Here is a 20,087-nt window from a genome sequence, read left to right on the forward strand (position 1 = left end):
TCCATGGGATCCGGCCTCCTCAGTGGGTCGGCGACTCGGAGTCGGGGCCGACGACCCACCACTCGTCGAGGTCGTCGAGGCGCTCGTCCATGATGGCGTCCACGGCCCTGCCGACACGGGCTTCGAAGGAATCCGGAGGCAGGTCCTGACGCCCATGGGCGGACCGCTGCCAGTACTCCGTGAAGACCGGATTGCGCCGCAGCACCTTCAGATGGCCGAGGAGTTCGCTGCGGTCGAGGGCACCGACCCGATGGCCCAGCAGGATGAGCGCGTACTGCGCATTGGCGTTCAGCATCTGCCGGCGCTTCTCGTCGGACAGATCGGTGAACGTGCTCAAGGAGTCGGCGAGGGACGGATCGTCGATCGCCCGGTCCAGCCGCCCCAGCAGGAAGCCCTGGAGCTGGATCAGATTGGCCCGGTGCATCTCCTCCGCCAGCCGGCCGATGGCGTCGGTCATGCCCCCGATCAGCTGAACGGCCTGTTCGAGCAGCTCCAGTACCGGCGCCACCCGCTCTTCCCGGTTCGACACAGTCATGCCCCGCCCCCGATCCGCTGAGAGACAACGCTTCAACCCCAGCGTGCAAGCGGGCGCGGGAAGCGGAAAGGGGGCGCCAGGACGAACCTGCCGCTCAGGAGGTGCTCCTGCGCGCGTCGTACACCTCCCGCGCCTTCAGCACCTCCGCCATCCGCTCCTCGGTCCACAGCGCCAGCCCCCGCACCTGCTGTGCGGCCTCGCGGCCCAGGTCGGTCAGGGAGTAGTCGACCCTCGGGGGGATCACCGGCTTGGCGTCGCGATGGATCAGGCCGTCGCGCTCCAGGGTCTGGAGGGTCTGGGTCAGCATCTTCTCGCTGACGCGGCCGATCGCACGGCGCAGTTCGCTGAAGCGATACGGGCGTTCCAGGAGCTCGATCAGCACGAGGACGCCCCAGCGGCTGGTGACATGCTCCAGCACCATCCGGTGCGGGCACATCTGCTCACCGGTGTCGTACTTGCCCGTCGGTCCCGTCACGCTGCTCACCACATCACTTACTGCCATGCCAGTACCTTACTTCAAAGTGGGTACTTTCGCATAGTTAGCGCACCTCCTAGGGTTAGTGCCATCGCACCCCACAAGGAGTTCTGATCATGAGCATCGTCGTCACCGGAGCCACCGGAAACCTGGGCCGCCACGTCGTGGAGCAGCTACTGGAGAAGGTCCCGGCGGACCAGGTGACCGCCGTCGTCCGCACCCCCGAGAAGGCCGCCGACCTGGCCGAACGCGGCGTGAAGCTCGCCGTGGCCGACTACAGCGCCCCCGAGACCTTCGCCGGGCTCTTCGCGGCCGGCGACAAGGTGCTGCTCATATCCGGCAGCGAGGTCGGCAACGACCGCGTCGGCCAGCACAAGGCCGTCATCGACGCCGCCAAGGCCGCCGGTGTCGCCCTGCTCGCCTACACCAGCGCCCCCGGCACCCTCACGGCCGCGCTCGCCGACGACCACCGAGGCACCGAGAAGGCACTGCTGGAGTCCGGCCTGCCCTACACGCTGCTGCGCAACGGCTGGTACCACGAGAACTACACCGAGAACCTCGCCCCGGTCCTTCAGTACAGCGCCGTCACCCACGCCTCCGGCGCGGGCCGCGTCTCCTCCGCCTCGCGCGCCGACTACGCGGCCGCCGCCGTCGCCGTACTGACCGGCGAGGGGCACGAGAACCAGACGTACGAACTGGGCGGCGACGTCGCCTGGAGCTTCGCCGAGTACGCCACCGAGCTGAGCCGGCAGACCGGCAAGGAGATCGCCGAGAACCCCGTCTCCGTCGAGGCCTTCACCGGCATCCTGACCGGCGCCGGACTGCCGGAGCCCGTGGCCGCGATCCTCGCCGGCGTGGACGCCTCCGTGGAGAAGGGTGAGCTGGTCGTGGACAGCGGGGACCTGTCCCGTCTGGCCGGCCGCCCCACGACGCCGATCTCCGAGGCGATCTCGGCCGCACTGAAGGGCTGACCCGAGAGCACCTCCGGGCACCCACCCCCGCGTGTCATGACCGTATGGCGATACGGGCATGACACGCGGGGGCTTTCGGCGTTACCTTCGTGCGGGCCGACGTAGGGACGCGGCCGGGTGAGGGTGTGAAGGAGGGGCCGTGACCGGGAAGTCCAGGGGCGAGCGGCACATAGGTCTGCTGAACGGCTTCGCGGCGTACGGGATCTGGGGGCTGTTCCCGCTGTTCTGGCCGCTGCTGGAACCCGCCGGATCGGTCGAGATCCTCGCCCATCGGATGGCCTGGTCCCTCGTCTTCGTGACGGCCGCACTGCTCGTCGTACGGCGCTGGGCCTGGGCGGGTGAGCTGCTCCGGCAGCCGCGGCGGCTGGCGCTGGTGGCCGTGGCCTCGGCCGTGATCACCGTCAACTGGGGCGTCTACATCTGGTCCGTGAACTCGGGCCATGTCGTCGAGGCCTCGCTCGGGTACTTCATCAATCCGCTCGTCACCATCGCCATGGGCGTGCTGCTCCTGAAGGAACGGCTGCGGCCCGTGCAGTGGGCGGCGGTCGGCGTCGGCCTCACCGCCGTGATCGTACTGACCGTCGGCTACGGCCGGCCGCCGTGGATCTCCCTCGTCCTCGCCTTCTCCTTCGCCACCTACGGGCTCGTGAAGAAGAAGGTCAACCTCGGCGGTGTGGAGTCGCTGGCCGCGGAGACCGCGATCCAGTTCCTGCCCGCGGTCGGGTATCTGGCGTGGCTGACGGCACAGGGGAAGTCGACGTTCACCACGGAAGGGGTCGGGCACGCGGCACTGCTCGCGGCCGCCGGCGCCGTGACCGCGCTGCCGCTGGTCTGCTTCGGCGCGGCGGCGATCCGCGTGCCGCTGTCGACGCTGGGGCTGCTGCAGTACCTGGCGCCGGTCTTCCAGTTCCTGATCGGGGTCGTGTACTTCCATGAGGCGATGCCGGCCGAGCGGTGGGCCGGGTTCGCGCTGGTGTGGCTGGCGTTGACGCTGCTCACGGCGGACGCGTGGCGCTCCGCGCGGAGGAGCAGGGTGGCGGCGATAAGCGTGCCGAGTGCGGAGAAGCCGGCGTCTGCCGCAGTGGACGTATGAGCTGAGGGCTGCCGCCCCCAGCCCCCGCCCCCGCTTTCGGCCTGAACGGACTCGTCCTCAGACACCGGACGGGCGGGAAAAACCGGAACCGGAACCGGCGTTTTCTGATTGCGGCCCGCTCCCCCACCCTCTTGAGTGGTCCCATGACACAGCCAGCCGAATCCCGCCCCACCCCCCTCCACTGGAAGCTCGTCATCGACTGCGCCAACCCCCAGTCCCAGGCCACCTTCTGGGCCGCCGCGCTGCACTACGAGGTCGAGGACAACAACGCCCTCATCGAACGGCTCCTGGAACTCGGCGCCGTACCGAAGGAGGCCGTCGTGGAGTTCCACGCCCGCCTGGCCTTCCGGGACCTGGTGGCCGTACGGCATCCGGACGACCCGTACGACAAGGACAGTGGCACGGGGCTGGGGCGGCGACTGCTGTTCCAGCGGGTGCCGGAGGAGAAGACCGTCAAGAACCGGCTCCACCTCGATGTGCACGCCGCCGCCGGGGAGCGCCAGAGCGAGGTCGGGCGGCTGGAGGGACTGGGGGCGAGCGTGCTGCGGCAGGTGAAGGAGCCGGGCGGGGAATGGACCGTCATGGCCGACCCGGAAGGGAACGAATTCTGCGTGCAGTGACAGACACGACGCAGGGTTATCCCTATCCGAACCCTGAGTCCGAATAGCGCTCTTGACGGAGAGTCAGGCACAGCTCCACCATCCAGGCACCCCATTCACTGTGGAACTCCTGTGGCCACCCCACAGGTTTCCCCTGGAATTCGGAGCCCCCCACATGAAGCTCCCCGTCTCCTGGAGTGTGCCCGCGGCCGCGGCAGTCGCCGCCGCCATGCTCCTGACCAGCGGTTCCATAGCCGGCGCGGCGACCAAGGCCGACGTCGAGGCCGCCGCCGCACCCGACATCCCCGTGGCGAACGTCAAGGCCCACCTCACCCAACTCCAGTCCATCGCCACCGCCAACGGCGGCAACCGCGCCCACGGCCGCCCCGGCTACAAGGCCTCCCTCGACTATGTGAAGGCCAAGCTGGACGCCGCCGGGTTCACCACGAGCATCCAGCAGTTCACGTCCTCCGGCCGCACCGGCTACAACCTGATCGCCGACTGGCCCGGCGGCGACGCCAATCAGATCGTCATGGCCGGCTCCCACCTCGACAGCGTCTCCTCCGGCGCCGGCATCAACGACAACGGCTCCGGCTCGGCGGCGGTCCTGGAGACCGCGCTCGCCGTGTCGCGAGCCGCCTACAAGCCCACCAAGCATCTGCGGTTCGCCTGGTGGGGCGCGGAGGAGCTGGGCCTGGTCGGCTCCCGCTACTACGTCAACAACCTCTCCTCCACCGACCGCTCGAAGATCAGCGGCTATCTGAACTTCGACATGATCGGCTCACCCAACCCCGGCTACTTCGTCTACGACGACGACCCGGCGATCGAGAAGACCTTCAAGGACTACTACGCCGGTCTCGGCGTCGCGACCGAGATCGAGACCGAGGGCGACGGCCGCTCCGACCACGCGCCGTTCAAGAGCGCCGGCGTGCCGGTGGGCGGCCTGTTCACGGGCGCGAGCCGCACCAAGACCGCGGCACAGGTCACCAAGTGGGGCGGCACGGCCGGGCAGTCCTTCGACCGCTGCTACCACTCGTCCTGCGACACCACGTCCAACATCAACGACACCGCCCTCGACCGCAACAGCGACGCCGTCGCATACGCGGTGTGGGAGCTGTCGGAGTGACCCTCTGAGTCACTTGCCGGGCGGTTCGGCCGACTTGGCGGCTCGGGTGGCGAGACGGTCCATGCGCGCACGGGCCGACTCCAGCTCCTCGACCTCCTCGGCGGCCGGACCGCCCTCCGCCATGAGCTCGCCCCACAGCCCGAGCAGTTCCCGGCCCAGCTGCAGACCCAGCGCCGGATCCCGCACGGCACGCCAGGCCGTGGCCGCGCCATGGAGACTGCCGTACGCCGCCTCCCCGTCCCGGGCCCGGTGGTGCCTGCGCGCCACGTCCAGGGAGAGGGCGAAGGCGCGCTCCGGTTCGCCCGCCAAATAGGCGATGTACGCGGTGAGTTCGCGGATCCTGAGCACCTCGGGATGCTCCGGCCCCAGCACGGCCGACGCCTCCGCCACGGTCCGCTCCGCGAGCTCCGCCGCCTCCGCCGTCCGTCCCGCCGTCACGGCCTCGTTGATCCGCCCGCTCGACTCCGCGAAGGGGGACGCGTCCGCAGTGGCGGTGGGCGAGGGGTCGCCCAGGACGGCTTCCGCCACCGCGTCGAAGCCACGGGGCGGGGTGGGCTTGGAGTCGGGATCGAGGTCGGGACCGAGGTCGGGATCAGACACCGGGACCGCGTCGGAGACCCGCGCGAGGGCCGGGACGGGGCCGGGGACGGGGATCGGGGCCGGGGCGGAGAGGGGGATCGGGTCGGTGGGGAAGGGGGTGGGGTCGGTGGGGAAAGGGGTGGGCTCGGCGGGGGGCGGGGGGTCGGATTGCGGTACGGCATCCTCCGGTACGGCATCCCGCGGTACGGCGTCCTCCGGTACGTCCGTCGGCTCCGGCGCCGAGTCCATGACGGGCGGTGGGCCGAACTCCCCCAGCGGCGGCGCGACCGTGCCCGGCGGCACGTCCCGCACCGGCTCGGGCAGCGCGCGCAGCTGGAAGGTGGCCGATGGCTCCGCCGCCGGGCCGGGCAGCGGGCGCAAAACATGGGTGGGCCTGTCCCGATAGGGCGGCGTGTCCTGTGCGGGGGCGGGCGCGGCCGGGAGCGCGGGCGGGGCGGGCCGCTCCGTCGGAGTCCGTACGGGGTCGGCGGTGAAGCGGCTGGATCCGTCCTGCTCCACCAGGAGCGGTACGACATAGCCGATGCGCTCGTCGTGGACCATGGCGTGCACGGCGTGGCCGCTGGCGAGGGCGATGCGCTGGAGGTGGGTCAGGACGACCTGCTGGATCTCCTCGCCGGGGGCCGCGGCGACGGGGACGCCGCCGATCGAGGCGCCGCCCGCGCCCGGGCCGGCGACGGGGACGTGCACGTCGATCGGCGCGGTCACGGGGGCCGCGGCGGCGGCATGTTTCTGTTCCCGCTTCTTCGCGCGGCTCAGTCGAGGCATCGCTTCCCTCACTCGCATGCGTCGGGGAACTGGTTCCGCTTCCCGGCGTCCAGGTCCCGGTCGTACAGGTCGTGCAAGTCGTGCAAGTCATACAGGTGGTACAGGTAGTACAGGTCAGATACGTCGTACCCGTACTCTCGAGTCTCTCCGGCCGCGCGCGGTGCGGACGTCACCGTGACGTCACAGACTCGTTCCAGGACCTTGTGCCACGTCACAGCGTTCTCATGCCTGGCTCGAAGATCGATGGCGTGACGAGGGAGGAGTGCGGGCATGCGGACTGACATGCACGTACAGCAGGGGCCGCCGCAGCCGGGCCCGGAGATCTGGATCCGCGGGCCGGTCGCCCTTCCGGAGGAACCGCCGCCGCCCTCCCCGGCCGCCGCCACACCCCGGCGTTTCTCCTGGGTCGGCGTGCACGGCGGGGCCGGGGTCTCCACCCTCGCCTCGGTCTACGGCGGCCACGACTGCGGACGCGACTGGCCCGGCCCCGCCGATCCACCGTCGGTACTGCTGGTGGCCCGCACTCATGCGGCGGGGCTGGCCGCGGCGCTGGGCGCCCTGGAGGTCTTCCGGCGCGGGGAGGCGCCGCACGGCCTCGATCTCGACGCCGTGGTCCTGGTCGCGGACGCCCCGGGCCGCCTGCCGCGACCGCTCGCCGAGCGCGCCAAGGTCATCGAGTCGGTGATCGACGTGTACCGCGTGCCATGGGTGCCGGCCTGGCGGCTCGGCGATCTGACCGGCCGGCCGCCCAAGGAGACGGCGGCGCTGGCACGGCTGACGGGGCTCGTTCGCTGAGCGGGACGGCGGGCCCCCGGACAATCACCCCATGACCACCACACCCGCCCCCCTCACACCCTCGGCAGCGGACATCGCCGCAGCCGTACGCGCCCGGACCCTCCGCGCCGTCGATGTCGTCGCGGCGGCCCTCGACCGGATCGAGCGAACGGACCCCACCCTGTCCGCCTTCATCGAGGTGTGGACGGAGGAGGCCCTGCGGCGGGCCGCCGACGTGGACGCGCGGGTCGGCGCGGGCGAGCGGCTGCCGCTGGCCGGGGTGCCGATCGGGGTCAAGGGTCGGCGAGGGCTGCGCACCGCGGGCCCCCTGCTCGCGGCGGGATGCGTGCCGGTGGGGGCGACGTCCGTGCCGGGACCGGGAACCGTCTGGCAGACCTGGGGACTCGGCCGACACGGCCGCACGGTCAACCCCTGGCGCCACGACCGCACGCCGGGCGGCTCCTCGGCCGGTTCCGCGGCGGCCGTGGCGGCGGGCCTGGTGCCGCTGGCGACCGGGAACGACGGGGCCGGCTCGGTGCGCATTCCCGCCGCGTGGTGCGGGGTCGTCGGGCTGAAGGTGGGCAATGGACGGTTGCCCACGACCGACCGCACCGGGCTCATGGCGCCGGGCGTGCTCACTCGGTGCGCGGCGGACGCGGCGGCGTACTGGAGGGTGGTGGCCGGGGACGGGACGGCATCGGACGCGGACGGCGACCGTGAGCCCATCGCCCCCTACGACCCCCCTGCCGCCGTATGGTCCCCCGATCTCGGCTTCGACTCCCCCGACCCGGACGTCGTCGCCGTCGCCCACGCCGCCGCGGCACGGCTCGCCGAGGCCGGCGTGATCCGGTCCGTGCGTCCACGCGCCCCGCTCCGCCTCGACGATCCGGCCCCGGCCTGGCTGGCCCTGCGGGCGGCCCCGGACGCGGAACCCACTCCCGCGGTCCACCGCATCCGGGCCACGAACGACGACCGCCTGGCCGCCCTCTTCGCCGATGCCCGACTGCTGCTGACGCCGACCGCACCCACCCCACCGCACGGCCACGACGGGCCCGGCGACCGCTACTCCACTGCGCTCACCTGGGCGTTCAATCTGAGCGGGCATCCGGCGATCAGCATCCCGGCGGGCTTCGGGCCGGACGGCTGCCCGGTCGGGCTGCAGTTGGTGGCGGCGCACGGCGAGGAGTCGCTGCTGCTCACCGTGGCCGCGGCGGCGGAGCGGAATATCGGGCCCGGCACACGTGGTTAGTTGCCGTACGCCGATCCATTCGGCTCACCCGGTGACGGTCGACTGTTGGGGGATCCATGACCACCCGCCGCTTCCTGTTCGTCCTCGGCAGCAGCCGACCCGACGGCAACACCGAACTGCTCGCCCGCAGAGCCGCCGAGCAGCTGCCCGAGGACATCGAACAGCGGTGGATCGACCTGGCCGAGCATCCGCTGCCCGACTTCGAGGACCTCCGGCACGACAGCGACCATGTGCGCCCGACGCAGGGGAACGTCGCCCTGCTGCTGGACGCCACCCTCGCGGCCACGGACGTCGTGATCGCCTCGCCGCTGTACTGGTACTCGGTGTCCGCCCACGTCAAGCGCTACCTCGACCACTGGTCGGGCTGGCTGCGCACCCCGGGTGCCGACTTCAAGGCGACCATGGCCGGGCGCACCCTGTGGGGCGTCACCGCGCTCGCGCACGAGGAGCAGGAGGTCGCCGACCCGCTGGTCGGGACGCTCAGCAACTCCGCCGCGTACCTCGGGATGCGCTTCGGCGGGGTCCTGCTGGGCAACGGCAGCAAGCCCGGCGATGTACTGGCCGACTGCGAGGCCCTGACCAGGGCGAAGACATTCTTCGAGCAGGATGCCCCGCTCGCGCGCTTCCCGTACGAGGCGGCCTGACGCCGACGGCACGGTGGCCTTGCGGCCCTGTTGCCCTACGCCGTGATGTCCTTCGCCGTGAACCTCGCCCATGCCGCCGAGCCGAACACGGCCGCGTAGAGGCCCTGGATGCCGAGGTTCTTGATCAGGTCGTCCCAGTAGACGGGTTCGCGCATGAGGTCGGCGAAGGACAGCCAGTAGTGGGAGAAGAAGTACGGCTGGAGCGCGTGGAGCTGGGGTATCTGGTCGAGGATCTGGACGGTGATCAGCAGGCCCACCGTCGTCGCCATCGCCGCGATGCCGCTGTTGGTCAGCGTCGACACGAACAGACCGAGCGCCGCCACCCCGATGAGTGACGCGGCGACGACCAGGGCGATCAGCAGGGCTCTGCCCAGCCCTTCCGCGAAGCTGATCCGGGTGCCGGAGATGGTCGTCAGATCGCCCAGCGGGAAGAGCAGCGCGCCGACCGTGAGCGCCGAGACCGCGACGACCAGAGTGGCGACCAGGCAGAAGGTCATCGTGGTCGCGTACTTGGTGAGGAGCAGGCGGGTGCGTCCGGCGGGGGCGACCAGGAGATAGCGCAGGGTGCCGGAGTTGGCCTCGCCGGCTATCGCGTCGCCCGCGATGACGCCGATCGCCATCGGCAGGAAGAACGGGAGTGTCGCGGCCAGCGCGGTGAAGACCAGGAACAGGCCGTTGTTGGTGATCTGCGAGATGAACGCGGGACCGCCACCCTGCGGGCCACCGCCGCCACCCGAGCCGTCGCCGGTCTCGATCTTCACGGCGATCCCGACCAGGATCGGCACGGCGGCGAGCACCGCGAGCAGCGCCAGGGTGCGCCAGCGCCGGAAGGTGGTGAGCAGCTCGCTGCGAAAGAGGCCGAAGGTCCACAAGGGGCTGGGCTTCCGGGCCCGCGCGATGCCACCTCCGATTTGGCCGCCCCCCTGCTGGATGACCTCAGCCCGCGACATCGAACCCCTCCCCCGTAAGTGCCACGAACGCGTCCTCCAGAGAGGCCCGTTCGACACCGAAGCCCCGGACCCGGACTCCGGCGGTCACCAACGCCACGTTGACGTCCGCGAGATCACGCTCCGGAGGCTCCGCGGTCACCCGGTCCTCGGTGATGACGACATCCCCGGCACCCTGCTCCTTCAGCACCCGCGCCGCGTCCACGGTGTCGGGCGTGGTCACGATCAGCCGACCGCGCGTCCCCGCCGCCAGCTCCGCCACCGCGCCCTGGGTGATCAGCCGGCCCTGGGCCATCACCGCCGCGTGTGTGCAGACCTGCTCGATCTCGTCGAGGAGGTGGGAGGAGAGGAAGACGGTCGTGCCGTCGGAGGCCAACTCCCGGATCAGGGACCGGATCTCGCGCATGCCCTGCGGATCGAGACCGTTGGTCGGCTCGTCGAGCACCAGCAGTCTGCGCGGCTGGAGCAGCGCGGCCGCGAGTCCCAGCCGCTGCTTCATGCCGAGCGAGTACGCCTTGGCCTTCTTGCCAGAGGCGGCCGCCAGGCCCACCCGGTCCAGCGCGGCGGCGACGCGGGTGCGCCGGGTGCGTGGATCGGCGGTCGGGTCGGCGGCGTCGTAGCGGAGGAGGTTGTCGCGGCCGGAGAGGAAGCCGTACAGGGCGGGGCCCTCGATGAGCGCACCGACATGCGGCAGGACGGCGCGCGCAGCCTTGGGCATGGGCCGGCCGAGCACGCGCGCGGTGCCGGAGGTGGGCTCGATCAGCCCCATCAACATGCGGATGGTGGTGGTCTTGCCCGAGCCGTTCGGCCCGAGGAACCCGAAGACGCTGCCCGCCGGGACGCTCAGCTCAAGCCCGTCCACAGCGAGCTGCCCACCGCGGTAGCGCTTGGTGAGCGCATGGGTCGCGATCACCGTGCCGTCATCACCACCGACGTGCCCGGAGTGGGCGGTCGGGGTGACGGGGGTGGCCGGGGCGGCCTGTGCGGCCACCCCGGCGTCGTCCGCCACGCCCCGATCGGCCCGAGTGACCTCGTCGGTCCCCCCAGTGGGCGGTTCCTCCATCGGCTTCTCGGGCTCCTCGGTTCGTCGTACGGGTGCGTGCGGTGCGGCGGTCGGCTACGGGTTACTTCGCGGAGTTGGCCGCCTTCACGAGGGCGTCCTTGTCGACGGCGCCCACGTAGACCTTGCCGTCGTCCGTCATCAGGGCGTTGATCAGGCGGGTCTTGAAGACCGTGCCCGAACCGAACTTGCCGGTGACCTTGTCGCCCAGGGAGTCGAGGAAGCCGCCCATGTCGCCGCCGACCTCGGAGCCGGAGGGCATGCCCTCGCCGCCGGTGTCGAAGACGGCCACGGAGTTCCAGCCCTCGCCTATGACCTCGGGACCGCCCTCGGCGGCCTTGCCCGACCCGCCCTCGGGCTTCGCCCCGCCGAGCTCCTTCTCGAACTCCTTGCGGAACTCGTCCTCGGACTTCGCCGAGCCCGAGCCGTGCTCCCCGGCGGCGCCCTCCATCGCGCCCTCCTCGGTGACCTTCGCACCCTTGGGCGGGGTGAAGTCGAAGGTCGAGGCGGAAGGCTTGGCGAAGCTGACCTGGGTGAAGCCCGCGTCGATCACGGCCGCGCCGCCACTGGACGGTGTCAGCGTGAACTTCAGCGGCATACCGGTCTCGGCGTCCACGGCCACGGTGATCGCGCCGACCGTGGTCCCGGACTGCTTCGGCTTGATGAGCAGCCGGTAGGCGTCCCGGCCCGCGACCTGTGCCGTGCCGTCGACACGGACGGCCGTGGTGTCGTCGACCGACTTGAGGGCTTCCTCGGCGAAGTCCTTAGGCGTGGCCGGAACCTCTTCGGGCTTGCCCTTCTCGGCCTTCGCCTCGTCGCCGGTGGCGTGGAAGACCTCGTTCGACTTGCTGTCGTAGCCCCAGATGTCTTTGCCGTTGTGGATGAGGCTGTACTCGGAGGCGTTCTCCAGGAGGGAGAGCTTCTGCTTGTTCTCGCCGTCGACGGCGAGGCGCAGCGTGTGTGTGCCGGACGCCAGCTCGGTGAGCTTGGCCGACGGGTCGGCGGACGATCCGTCACCCGACCCCGACGGCATGGCGCCGGAGGCGAGGCTCGACTCGAGACCGCCCAGGTCGGGCAGTCCCAGATCCGTGGTGATCTTGAAGGTGCCGGACAGCTGCTGCACGTCCGACTTCGCGATCTTCTCGATGAGTTGCTGCGCGGTGATGTCCGGCAGGTCGGGGTCGCCGGAGTCGGCGATCGCCGGGACGAGCCCGATGGTCGCCGCCGCGATGCCCACGACCGCGACCGGAACGACGTACCGCGCGGCCTTGCGACGGCCCGCGCGCAGGTCGTCGGCCTCCCCTGCGGTCGTGCTGTCCTCGGATTCGTACGGTGCCATGTGTGCCTTACCTCCGTCGTCGGCGGCGGCCGTTCGTCTCTTTCCTCGCCCGCGAGTCCTAAGACCCCGCACTCGCCCACCCCGTAGCCGCCATTCTCACCCGAATCGGTGAGGAGTGGTGTTCTCGTGGTCTCCATCTGACCAAATCGGCCAGCGAGATTCGTCAACCTTCGGAGCCAACTCCGCGTACACCTGCGGTATGACACGGAGCGGCGGCGCCTCCCCCGACCCGTAGGGGTCGATGCGGGAAGACGCCGCCGGTGTGCGCCGTGCCGAGCCGTGGATCAGCCGAGGATCAGCCGTTGAGGAACACGTAGTCGGCCTGGTACGGCACTCCGACGATCGCGCCGGGCGTGCAGGACCCGGCCGGGGCCACGCCGCCGACGGTGTTGAGCCGCAGGATCTCGGCGGTGTCGGCGAGCAGGCCGTGGTGCTTGCCGGACCGAGTGGCCTTCAGGTCGAGCTCGGGAATGTTCTTGTCGCCGTTCGGGGTCTTGGAGATGACGGAGCCGGTCACGGCGCTGCCGTCCCGCGCGATCCACTGCGGCGTACCGGAGTTGGGCGCCACGAAGGAGTGCGCGATACGTCCGCCCAGCACGGCGCTGACGTCCCGCTGGGCGAAGGCGTACCCGCCGCCCTCGGCCGGCTTGCACTCGTAGATCTGCTTGCCCTTGATGACGGACGCCTGGAAGTTGTCGAGCGCGTCCCGGAAGTCGAACTCGGCGACGGTGACCTTGTGGAGCTGGCCTCGCACCGCACCGCCCGGGAACTCGGCGGTGTGGAGGTTGGCGTAGAACGAACTCGGGTCGGTCTTCAGGGCGTTGAGCAGAGCGGGGTCCTTCACCTTGACGCTGCCGGTGACGCTGTGGCCGCTGCCCTTGCTCTTGCCTAGGAGGCCGCCGAAGTCGACCTTGATGCCGCCGTTGGTGCCCTTGGCGCCCTGGTGGATGTGGAGGGCGGTCGGCTTGCCGGTGCCGCGCCAGGTGACGGCGACGGAGACCTTGTCGCCCTTGACCTTCACGAACTGCAGGGCGGCACCGTCCTTGTCGCCGACCGCGGGTCCGCCCTCGACGGGCACCTCGTTCGCACCGCGAAGACTTGCGGCGAGGACGGTGCCCCCGGTGCCGCCGCTGAGGGCACCGCTCTGGCTCACGATCCCCTGTGTGTCGCCCCCGGCGTGACCCGCGTGGTCGGCGCGGTCCCCTCCTGCGGCGAAGGCGGGAATCACCGCGGCGGCGACACCACCGGCGGCGGCCACCGCGACAGCGGTGACGATCAGGCTCTTACGGCGCTTGGAGAACGTCGTCTTCATACCCATGATTCTGTTTTCTCCCCGTAATGCAGCCGACGCCCCCTGCGTCAGCTTCTGGGCATGAATACGGAGGGGATCTTAGTTTGGACTCAGTCCAGGCTTGTGAGCTGCGTCACAAAGGTGGGTGTGACCGTCTCAGGTCGCCCGGCGCCTAACCGGCCCGATGCACCACCGCGTCGCACAGCTCCATCAGCGCGGCCTTGGCGTCCATGTCCGGCAGCGGTGCGAGCGCGGCCCGCGCATCCTCCGCATACCGCACGGTGTCCCGCCGGGCCTGCTCCAGCGCCGGATGCACCCGGAGCTGAGCCACCGCTTCCGCGAGCCGCGCGTCGTCACTCAGATCGGAGTCCAGCAGCTCGCACAGCGCGATGTCCTCCGCGAGCCCCAGCCGCTCGGCCCGCTCGCGCAACCGCAGCACGGGCAGCGTCGGAATGCCTTCCCGCAGGTCCGTCCCCGGCGTCTTCCCGGACTCATGGGAGTCGCTCGCGATGTCCAGGACGTCGTCCGCCAGCTGGAAGGCGACCCCGAGCCGCTCCCCGTACTGGGTCAGCACATCGACGACCGTCTCGTCGGCGCCCGACATCATCGCCCCGAACCGGCACGACACCGCCACCAGCGACCCGGTCTTCCCGCTGAGCACATCCAGGTAGTGCTCGACGGGATCCCGCCCGTCCTGCGGGCCCGCGGTCTCCAGGATCTGCCCGGTGACCAGCCGCTCGAACGCCTCGGCCTGCACCCGCACCGCCTCGGGCCCGAGGTCGGCCAGTATGTGCGAGGCCCGGGCGAAGAGGAAGTCGCCGGTCAGTACGGCAACCGAGTTCCCCCAGCGGGTGTTCGCGCTCTCGACACCTCGCCGTACGGCCGCCACGTCCATCACATCGTCGTGGTACAGCGTCGCCAGATGGGTGAGCTCGACCACCACCGCCGACGGGACGACCCCCGGCGCGTACGGGTCCCCGAACTGCGCCGTGAGCATCACGAGCAGCGGCCGGAACCGCTTCCCACCCGCCCGCACCAGATGCTGGGCAGCCTCGGTGATGAAGGGGACCTCACTCTTGGTGGCTTCGAGCAATCCCTCCTCGACAGCCGCCATTCCGGCCTGGACATCGGCTTCCAGAGCCTGGTCCCGCACGCTCAGCCCGAACGGCCCGACGACGGTCACGAGGGGTCTCCTGTCTGCTGGTGTCTACTGGCGGTTACACGGTTTGTCGATAGGTCGCTGCCATCACTCAAGTCAGCGTATCCGGTCACGTTTCGATCACCGATGCCGCCCACCCGTCCACCACGGGCTGTATCGGATCACGACCGGTATTTTTTTGATCACCTGATAAGGCCGGATAAGTATCGCCTTATAGGGAAGTGCCGGTCTATTTCCCGAACCGGAGTCGCCATCGAGCCCGAGTGTCGAGCCGGGCAGCCGGCCACCCCCGTCACCCATCTGGCCGCCCGCGACCGCTACGCCGCCACCGGGTCCGCCATGACCGGGCCCACCACCCGGCCCGCCGTGACGCCCGTGCCGCACCGGCCGCGCCACGCGATGCGCCCGGCCCGTCGCCCGGACGGGGATCCCACTCATGCGCGCCCTCCAGATCGCCACGATCCGCTCGATGAGCGACCGCAATGACAACGACGTGCGGCACATGAGAGGTTCCACCCCGCGACGAAGAGGCTCATTTCCATCTGACACGGGAAAAACGGACTCCACGGACAGCCAGTTAAAGGCGAGTTGGAGTCATTGCCCGAATTGCCACTCTTGTGATCGCCAGTGAATTGGGTCACTTACGCCCGATCAGGGAACCGATCGGACACACCCCCTTCTCCCCTTGCGCCGAACGCGAGTTGAGGCTTGGCAACAGCAAAGGATCAAGCGCCCCATTCGCCTCAGACCATGGTCAACCGGCACGTCAGCGGCCCACGGCACTTGTTCCGGACATGTGCTCTCGCATACGTTCCCGCTCGTCGGGCGGACGCCTAATCCTGCCGCCGCCCGAGTCATCCCCGACGTAACTCACACACGCGCGGCAGGAGCGGGGGACCCAGGTAAGTCGCCGGACCGAACGCTGCCTTGATGGCACGCCGGACCGGCTTGGGGTGAAGGCGCGCCGTCGCAGGACGGCGCGGCCGGGCATCTCCCGCCCGAACCCGACAGCTCACCTCGCAGGCGCCGGAGAGGAACAGCGCCATGTCCCGAGGCAAGCACCGCCGCCCCCGCACCAACCCGCTCACCCGCCGCGTCGCCATCGCCAGCACCGGCACCGCCGCACTCGCCCTCCCCCTTCTGAGCGCGACGACCGCGAGCGCCGCGGAGCCCACCGCGGTCAAGTCCGGATCCATCACGTACACCACCAAGAAGGGCGACACCCTCTACGGCATCGCCGACCGCTACGACGCCCAGGGCGGCTGGAAGCAGCTCTACAAGGACAACCGCAAGGCCATCGGCGACGACCCGCGGCTGATCCACCCGGGCCTCGACCTGGAGGTCCGGGCGACGAAGAAGGCGAGCACCGCCGACAAGGCCTCCGCGCCCGCCAAGAAGTCCGGCGTCGCCAAGGCCACCCAGGCCTCCGTGAAGTCCTTCCCGAACAACCTCGACGGCTGGATCCGCAACGCGCTGGACATCATGGCGCAGAACGGAATCCCCGGGTCGTACGAGGGCATTCAACGCAACATCATGCGCGAGTCCTCCGGCAACCCGCTGGCCATGAACAACTGGGACTCCAACGCCGCCGCGGGCACCCCCTCCAAGGGCCTCCTCCAGGTCATCGACCCCACCTTCGCGACGTACCACGTGCCGGGGACGGTGTACGACCCCTTCGACCCGGTCGCGAACATCGTGGCCGCGTGCAACTACGCGGCCGCGCGTTACGGCTCGATCGACAACGTGAACGGCCCGTACTAGGCAGATCTCCGGCCCATCTCCGACCCACCTATGGCCCATATCCACCCAAATAGCACCTATTGAATCTATTGGGCGGAATCAACCAGACTGCCCGTGAACAGTCTCTCGAGGACGACGGCGATGCCGTCGTCCTCGTTCGAGAGGGTGACCTCGTCGGCGATCGCCTTGAGTTCGGGATGCGCGTTGGCCATCGCCACACTTCGGGCGGCCCAGTCGAACATCGGGATGTCATTGGGCATGTCACCGAAGGCGATGGTCTCGCGCGGACCGAGCCCGAGATGCTCGGCGGCGAGCGCGAGACCGGTCGCCTTGGTGATACCGCATGGCTGGAGTTCGACGGTGCCGGGCCCCGACATGGTGACCGTCGCGAGGGAACCGACCACCGAACGCGCCGTCGCCGCCAACTCGTCGTCGGAAAGGCTGGGATGGCGCAGCAGCACCTTGCTGATCGGCTCGCCCCACAGGTCGTCGCGGCGCATCACGCGCACGGCGGGCAGCGTGGGGTGCGGCATCCGATACCCGGGCTCGATGAGCGTGAGCCCGTCGACACCGTCCTGGTCGACGGCCGCGTACACCTCCCCCACCTCGGCCTCGATCTTGCCGAGGGCGGTCTCCGCCAGCTCCTGGTCCAGCGTGACCGACCACAGCAGACGGTCCGCGCCGGCGTCGTACAACTGCGCGCCCTGTCCGCACACCGCGAGCCCCGTGCTGCCCAGGTCGTCGAGCAACGGCCGCACTCTGGGCGCCGGCCGGCCCGTCACGACGAGGTGCTGGGCACCGGCCGCCGCCACCCGCGCGAGCGCGTCGAGGGTCCGGTCGGAGAGCGTGTCGTCACCGCGGAGCAGGGTCCCGTCCAGGTCAGTGGCGATGAGTGAATATGCGATGGGTGGGGCCATGATCAGAGAATACGGACAGGACGCCCCATCGACTCGACCCGAACCGGACGGCTGCTGTGTTCACATCTGTTGACACCTGTTCCGGTTCCGCTTCTGACTCCACGCGTACAACTTCCTTTCACTTGTTGTGATTTCACCGCCACGCGGGGCTAGGGGACTCTCCCGCCGTGATGTCACCATCGCCGGTCCCACCCCACCCTCGCCGACCTGGTGATTCGCCGTACTCGGCCACTCGGGCTCCGCACTGCCCAAGACCGGCGACTCACCCGTAACGTGTGGCCCGACCACATGGCATACGGAGCGGATGAGAGTGAGGCAGCACCCCATGCCCCCCTTCGATCTCCCCGAGGGCGACCCCTTCGGCACGCACAACCTTCCGTACGGCGTCTTCTCCCTTCCCGGCGCGGACTCCGCACGACGGGTCGGCGTCCGGCTCGGCGACCACGTCCTCGACGCGGGCAAGGCGGCCTACGCGCTCGGCTCGCCGTACGCCCCACTGCTCGCCCAGGACTCTCTGAACCCCCTGCTCGCCGCGGGCCGCACCACCTGGTCGGACGTCCGGCGCGCGCTGACGGCCTGGGTGACGGTGCCGGCGCACCAGGAGGCCGTCCGTGACCTCCTGCACCCCCTGTCCTCGGTGACGCTGCACCTCCCCTTCGAGGTCGCCGACTACGTCGACTTCTACGCCTCGGAGAACCACGCCCGGAACGTCGGCCAGATCTTCCGCCCCGACGCCGCGGACTCCCTCACCCCCAACTGGAAGCACCTGCCCATCGGTTACCACGGCCGCTCCGGCACGGTCGTGGTGTCGGGCACGGACGTCGTACGCCCGTCGGGCCAGCGCAAGGCCCCCACGGACCCGGCACCGGTCTTCGGCCCGTCGGTCCGCCTGGACATCGAGGCCGAGGTCGGCTTCGTCGTCGGGACGCCTTCGCGGATGGGCGAGCCGGTGGCGCTGGGCGACTATCGCGAGCACGTTTTCGGGCTCTGCCTGCTCAACGACTGGTCGGCACGCGACATCCAGGCCTGGGAGTACGTCCCCCTCGGCCCGTTCCTCGGCAAGTCCTTCACCACGTCGGTGTCGGCGTGGATCACCCCGCTGGACGCCCTGGAGGAGGCACGGGTGGCACCGCCGCAGCGCACGCACCCCCTGCTGCCGTACCTGGACGACTCCGGCTCCGAGACCGAACCCGGCGGCTACGACCTGCGTATCTCGGTCGCCGTCAACGGCCACGTGGCCTCCGAGCCGCCCTTCTCCACCATGTACTGGACCGCCGCCCAGCAACTCGCCCATATGACGGTGAACGGCGCCTCCCTGCGCACCGGCGATCTGTATGGCTCCGGCACGGTCAGCGGTCCCACGGAACGCGAGCGCGGCTCACTGCTGGAGCTGACCTGGAACGGCCGGGACGCCCTTGAACTCCCCGACGGCAAGCGGACGTTCCTGGAGAACGGCGATGTGGTGACGCTGTCCGCCTGGGCACCGGGTCCCGGCGGCGTACGGGTCGGACTGGGCGAGGTCACGGGGCGGATCGTGGCCGGGTGACACCGGGATTCCGGCCAACTGGCGGCTTTCCCGGGGTGGTTCGCGATGCGCCGCGGTTTCCGGGCAAATCGAGGGCCACGTGCGTGGTCACGTGGAAAGTCGCGTAGAAGGTCGGCCACGACAGGGCATTCGGCGAGTCTTTCCCCCTGACTCATCCGGCCGTCACCGTCATACTGGCTGGCGGTGGGAAGCGCGCCCCAACCGGCGTTCGCGTCCCACCGCCCCGTACGGCCACTCCCGCACCCGCCCTGTCCAGGATCCGGAGACCATGGCATGACCGTCTGCCTGCTCCTGCTGAGCATCGTCGCCCTGACGGCCGCCCTGCCCGTCCCCCGCGCGCTGACCCGGGCCACCTGGGCGGAACGGGAACCCGTGGTCGCGCTCTGGGTCTGGCAGTGCCTGGTCGCCACCGTCCTGCTGTGCTGCCTGACGGCGCTGGCCCTGGGCACCGCCGCCGTCTTCGGCACGGTACGCGCCCAGCTCTTCGCCCCGGCTCCGCCGTCGGTGACGGAGGCGTACGACCTCTCGGCCACGCCCGCCTGGGCGGCCGCCCTCACCCTGCTGCTGGCCTGCGGTGCCGCCTGGACGACCGCGATGCTGGCCCGCGAGCTCTCCGAGGCGCGCCGGCGGCGCGGCCAGGCCAGGGCCCACCTGCGCGAACGCGCCCCCGATCTGCCGGCGGGCCTGGGCTCGGGGCGCGGCCCGCTGCTGGTGCTGGAGGACGAGTACCCGGACGCCTGGTGGATGCCGGGCAACCCTTCGCAGCTGATCGTCACCACGGGCGCCCTGCACCGCCTGACCGACCACCAGCTCGACGCCGTCCTCACCCATGAGCGTGGCCATGCCCGTGCCCGCCACGACTGGCTGCTGCACCTGTCCACCGCGCTTGCCACCGGATTCCCCCGCATCCCGTTGTTCGCCCATTTCTGCGACCAGACCCACCGCCTGGTCGAACTCGCCGCCGACGACACGGCCTCCCGCCGCTGCGGTCACCTGACGACGGCCCTGGCCCTGATCGAGCTCAACCAGCACCGAGGCGTCCTGTCCTGCGCCTCCACCCACCGCCTCCTGGGCGAACGCGTCAACCGCCTCCTCCAGCCGCCACCACGCCTGGACCGCCGCCGCCGCGCCCTCACGACGACACTGGCCACACTGGTGCCGCTGCTCCCCCTGCTGATCACCTTCGCCCCCGGACTGACGGCCCTGACGTGACCGCCGGACCGGGTCCGCTGAGCTGAGAAGCCTCGTCCCGGCGCC

General features: G+C 70.5%; 20 protein-coding genes and 1 riboswitch. Of the genes, 10 read left to right on the forward strand and 10 right to left on the reverse strand.

Annotated features, from left to right (window positions below; genetic code table 11):
• Positions 1–19 precede the first annotated feature (19 nt).
• Together IE325_RS32540 and IE325_RS32545 are read right to left on the reverse strand one after the other, a co-directional pair.
• Positions 20–535, reverse strand: a complete 516-nt coding sequence (locus IE325_RS32540) for a DUF6082 family protein (protein WP_229912152.1) — start codon at positions 533–535, stop codon at positions 20–22.
• Between the two features lie 94 nt (positions 536–629).
• Complete coding sequence (locus IE325_RS32545; RefSeq protein ID WP_190073698.1) at positions 630–1,037, reverse strand: winged helix-turn-helix transcriptional regulator; 408 nt, start codon at positions 1,035–1,037, stop codon at positions 630–632.
• An 89-nt stretch (positions 1,038–1,126) separates the two neighbouring features.
• Between IE325_RS32545 and IE325_RS32550 the strand changes: the two genes are divergently transcribed.
• The 4 genes from IE325_RS32550 to IE325_RS32565 all read left to right on the forward strand — a co-directional run bounded on the left by IE325_RS32550 (position 1,127) and on the right by IE325_RS32565 (position 4,799).
• A complete protein-coding gene (locus IE325_RS32550) occupies positions 1,127–1,981 on the forward strand; it encodes an SDR family oxidoreductase (protein ID WP_190073699.1) in 855 nt (284 codons plus the stop codon).
• Between the two features lie 139 nt (positions 1,982–2,120).
• Positions 2,121–3,074 (forward strand): EamA family transporter RarD, encoded by a 954-nt coding sequence (rarD, locus tag IE325_RS32555; RefSeq protein WP_190073700.1) that lies wholly within the window; start codon positions 2,121–2,123, stop codon positions 3,072–3,074.
• 143 nt (positions 3,075–3,217) lie between these two features.
• Complete coding sequence (locus tag IE325_RS32560) at positions 3,218–3,694, forward strand: VOC family protein (protein WP_190073701.1); 477 nt, start codon at positions 3,218–3,220, stop codon at positions 3,692–3,694.
• Positions 3,695–3,848: 154 nt separating this feature from the next.
• Positions 3,849–4,799: a M28 family metallopeptidase gene (locus IE325_RS32565; protein WP_190073702.1), complete on the forward strand. Its 951-nt coding sequence runs from the start codon at positions 3,849–3,851 to the stop codon at positions 4,797–4,799.
• Positions 4,800–4,808: 9 nt separating this feature from the next.
• Here the strand turns inward: IE325_RS32565 and IE325_RS32570 are convergent, their stop codons facing one another.
• Both IE325_RS32570 and IE325_RS32575 read right to left on the reverse strand, forming a co-directional pair.
• Positions 4,809–6,164, reverse strand: a complete 1,356-nt coding sequence (locus IE325_RS32570; RefSeq protein WP_190073703.1) for a tetratricopeptide repeat protein — start codon at positions 6,162–6,164, stop codon at positions 4,809–4,811.
• An 8-nt stretch (positions 6,165–6,172) separates the two neighbouring features.
• The gene (locus IE325_RS32575) at positions 6,173–6,379 is read right to left on the reverse strand and encodes a hypothetical protein (RefSeq protein ID WP_190073704.1); all 207 of its coding nucleotides are present in this window, start codon (positions 6,377–6,379) and stop codon (positions 6,173–6,175) included.
• A gap of 55 nt (positions 6,380–6,434) precedes the next feature.
• Between IE325_RS32575 and IE325_RS32580 the strand changes: the two genes are divergently transcribed.
• From IE325_RS32580 to IE325_RS32590, 3 genes are read left to right on the forward strand one after another with little or no spacing between them, the layout of a single operon-like run.
• The gene (locus IE325_RS32580; RefSeq protein ID WP_190073705.1) at positions 6,435–6,959 is read left to right on the forward strand and encodes a DUF6668 family protein; all 525 of its coding nucleotides are present in this window, start codon (positions 6,435–6,437) and stop codon (positions 6,957–6,959) included.
• A gap of 31 nt (positions 6,960–6,990) precedes the next feature.
• Positions 6,991–8,187 carry an amidase gene (locus IE325_RS32585; RefSeq protein WP_190073706.1) on the forward strand — a complete coding sequence of 399 codons (1,197 nt, stop codon included), beginning with the start codon at positions 6,991–6,993 and terminating at the stop codon, positions 8,185–8,187.
• A gap of 56 nt (positions 8,188–8,243) precedes the next feature.
• Positions 8,244–8,831: a flavodoxin family protein gene (locus IE325_RS32590; protein ID WP_190073707.1), complete on the forward strand. Its 588-nt coding sequence runs from the start codon at positions 8,244–8,246 to the stop codon at positions 8,829–8,831.
• A gap of 35 nt (positions 8,832–8,866) precedes the next feature.
• Here the strand turns inward: IE325_RS32590 and IE325_RS32595 are convergent, their stop codons facing one another.
• From IE325_RS32595 to IE325_RS32615, 5 genes are all read right to left on the reverse strand, one after another.
• Complete coding sequence (locus tag IE325_RS32595; RefSeq protein WP_229912153.1) at positions 8,867–9,781, reverse strand: ABC transporter permease; 915 nt, start codon at positions 9,779–9,781, stop codon at positions 8,867–8,869.
• A complete protein-coding gene (locus IE325_RS32600; RefSeq protein WP_229912158.1) occupies positions 9,768–10,841 on the reverse strand; it encodes an ABC transporter ATP-binding protein in 1,074 nt (357 codons plus the stop codon). Before IE325_RS32600 ends, IE325_RS32595 begins: the two co-directional genes overlap by 14 nt.
• Positions 10,842–10,902: 61 nt before the next feature.
• Positions 10,903–12,177 (reverse strand): LolA family protein, encoded by a 1,275-nt coding sequence (locus tag IE325_RS32605; RefSeq protein ID WP_190073708.1) that lies wholly within the window; start codon positions 12,175–12,177, stop codon positions 10,903–10,905.
• 295 nt (positions 12,178–12,472) lie between these two features.
• Positions 12,473–13,489 (reverse strand): CHRD domain-containing protein, encoded by a 1,017-nt coding sequence (locus IE325_RS32610; RefSeq protein ID WP_229912160.1) that lies wholly within the window; start codon positions 13,487–13,489, stop codon positions 12,473–12,475.
• A gap of 151 nt (positions 13,490–13,640) precedes the next feature.
• A complete protein-coding gene (locus IE325_RS32615; protein WP_190073710.1) occupies positions 13,641–14,651 on the reverse strand; it encodes a polyprenyl synthetase family protein in 1,011 nt (336 codons plus the stop codon).
• 827 nt (positions 14,652–15,478) lie between these two features.
• Positions 15,479–15,666, forward strand: a riboswitch (cyclic di-AMP (ydaO/yuaA leader).
• Between the two features lie 5 nt (positions 15,667–15,671).
• Here IE325_RS32615 and IE325_RS32620 point away from each other — a divergent pair.
• On the forward strand, positions 15,672–16,388 hold the full coding sequence (locus IE325_RS32620; RefSeq protein ID WP_190073711.1) for a transglycosylase SLT domain-containing protein: 717 nt from the start codon (positions 15,672–15,674) through the stop codon (positions 16,386–16,388).
• 65 nt (positions 16,389–16,453) lie between these two features.
• On the opposite strand, the gene IE325_RS32625 is transcribed toward IE325_RS32620, so the two are convergent.
• Positions 16,454–17,284, reverse strand: coding sequence for an HAD family hydrolase (locus IE325_RS32625; RefSeq protein WP_190073712.1), 831 nt, complete (start codon positions 17,282–17,284; stop codon positions 16,454–16,456).
• Between the two features lie 325 nt (positions 17,285–17,609).
• On the opposite strand from IE325_RS32625, the gene fahA reads away from it, so the two are divergent.
• Both fahA and IE325_RS32635 read left to right on the forward strand, forming a co-directional pair.
• Complete coding sequence (fahA, locus tag IE325_RS32630; RefSeq protein WP_190073713.1) at positions 17,610–18,830, forward strand: fumarylacetoacetase; 1,221 nt, start codon at positions 17,610–17,612, stop codon at positions 18,828–18,830.
• A 273-nt stretch (positions 18,831–19,103) separates the two neighbouring features.
• Positions 19,104–20,042 carry a M56 family metallopeptidase gene (locus IE325_RS32635; protein WP_190073714.1) on the forward strand — a complete coding sequence of 313 codons (939 nt, stop codon included), beginning with the start codon at positions 19,104–19,106 and terminating at the stop codon, positions 20,040–20,042.
• The last annotated feature ends 45 nt before the right edge of the window (positions 20,043–20,087 follow it).

Source organism: Streptomyces lanatus (assembly GCF_014655715.1).
Taxonomy (GTDB): Bacteria; Actinomycetota; Actinomycetes; order Streptomycetales; family Streptomycetaceae; genus Streptomyces; species Streptomyces lanatus.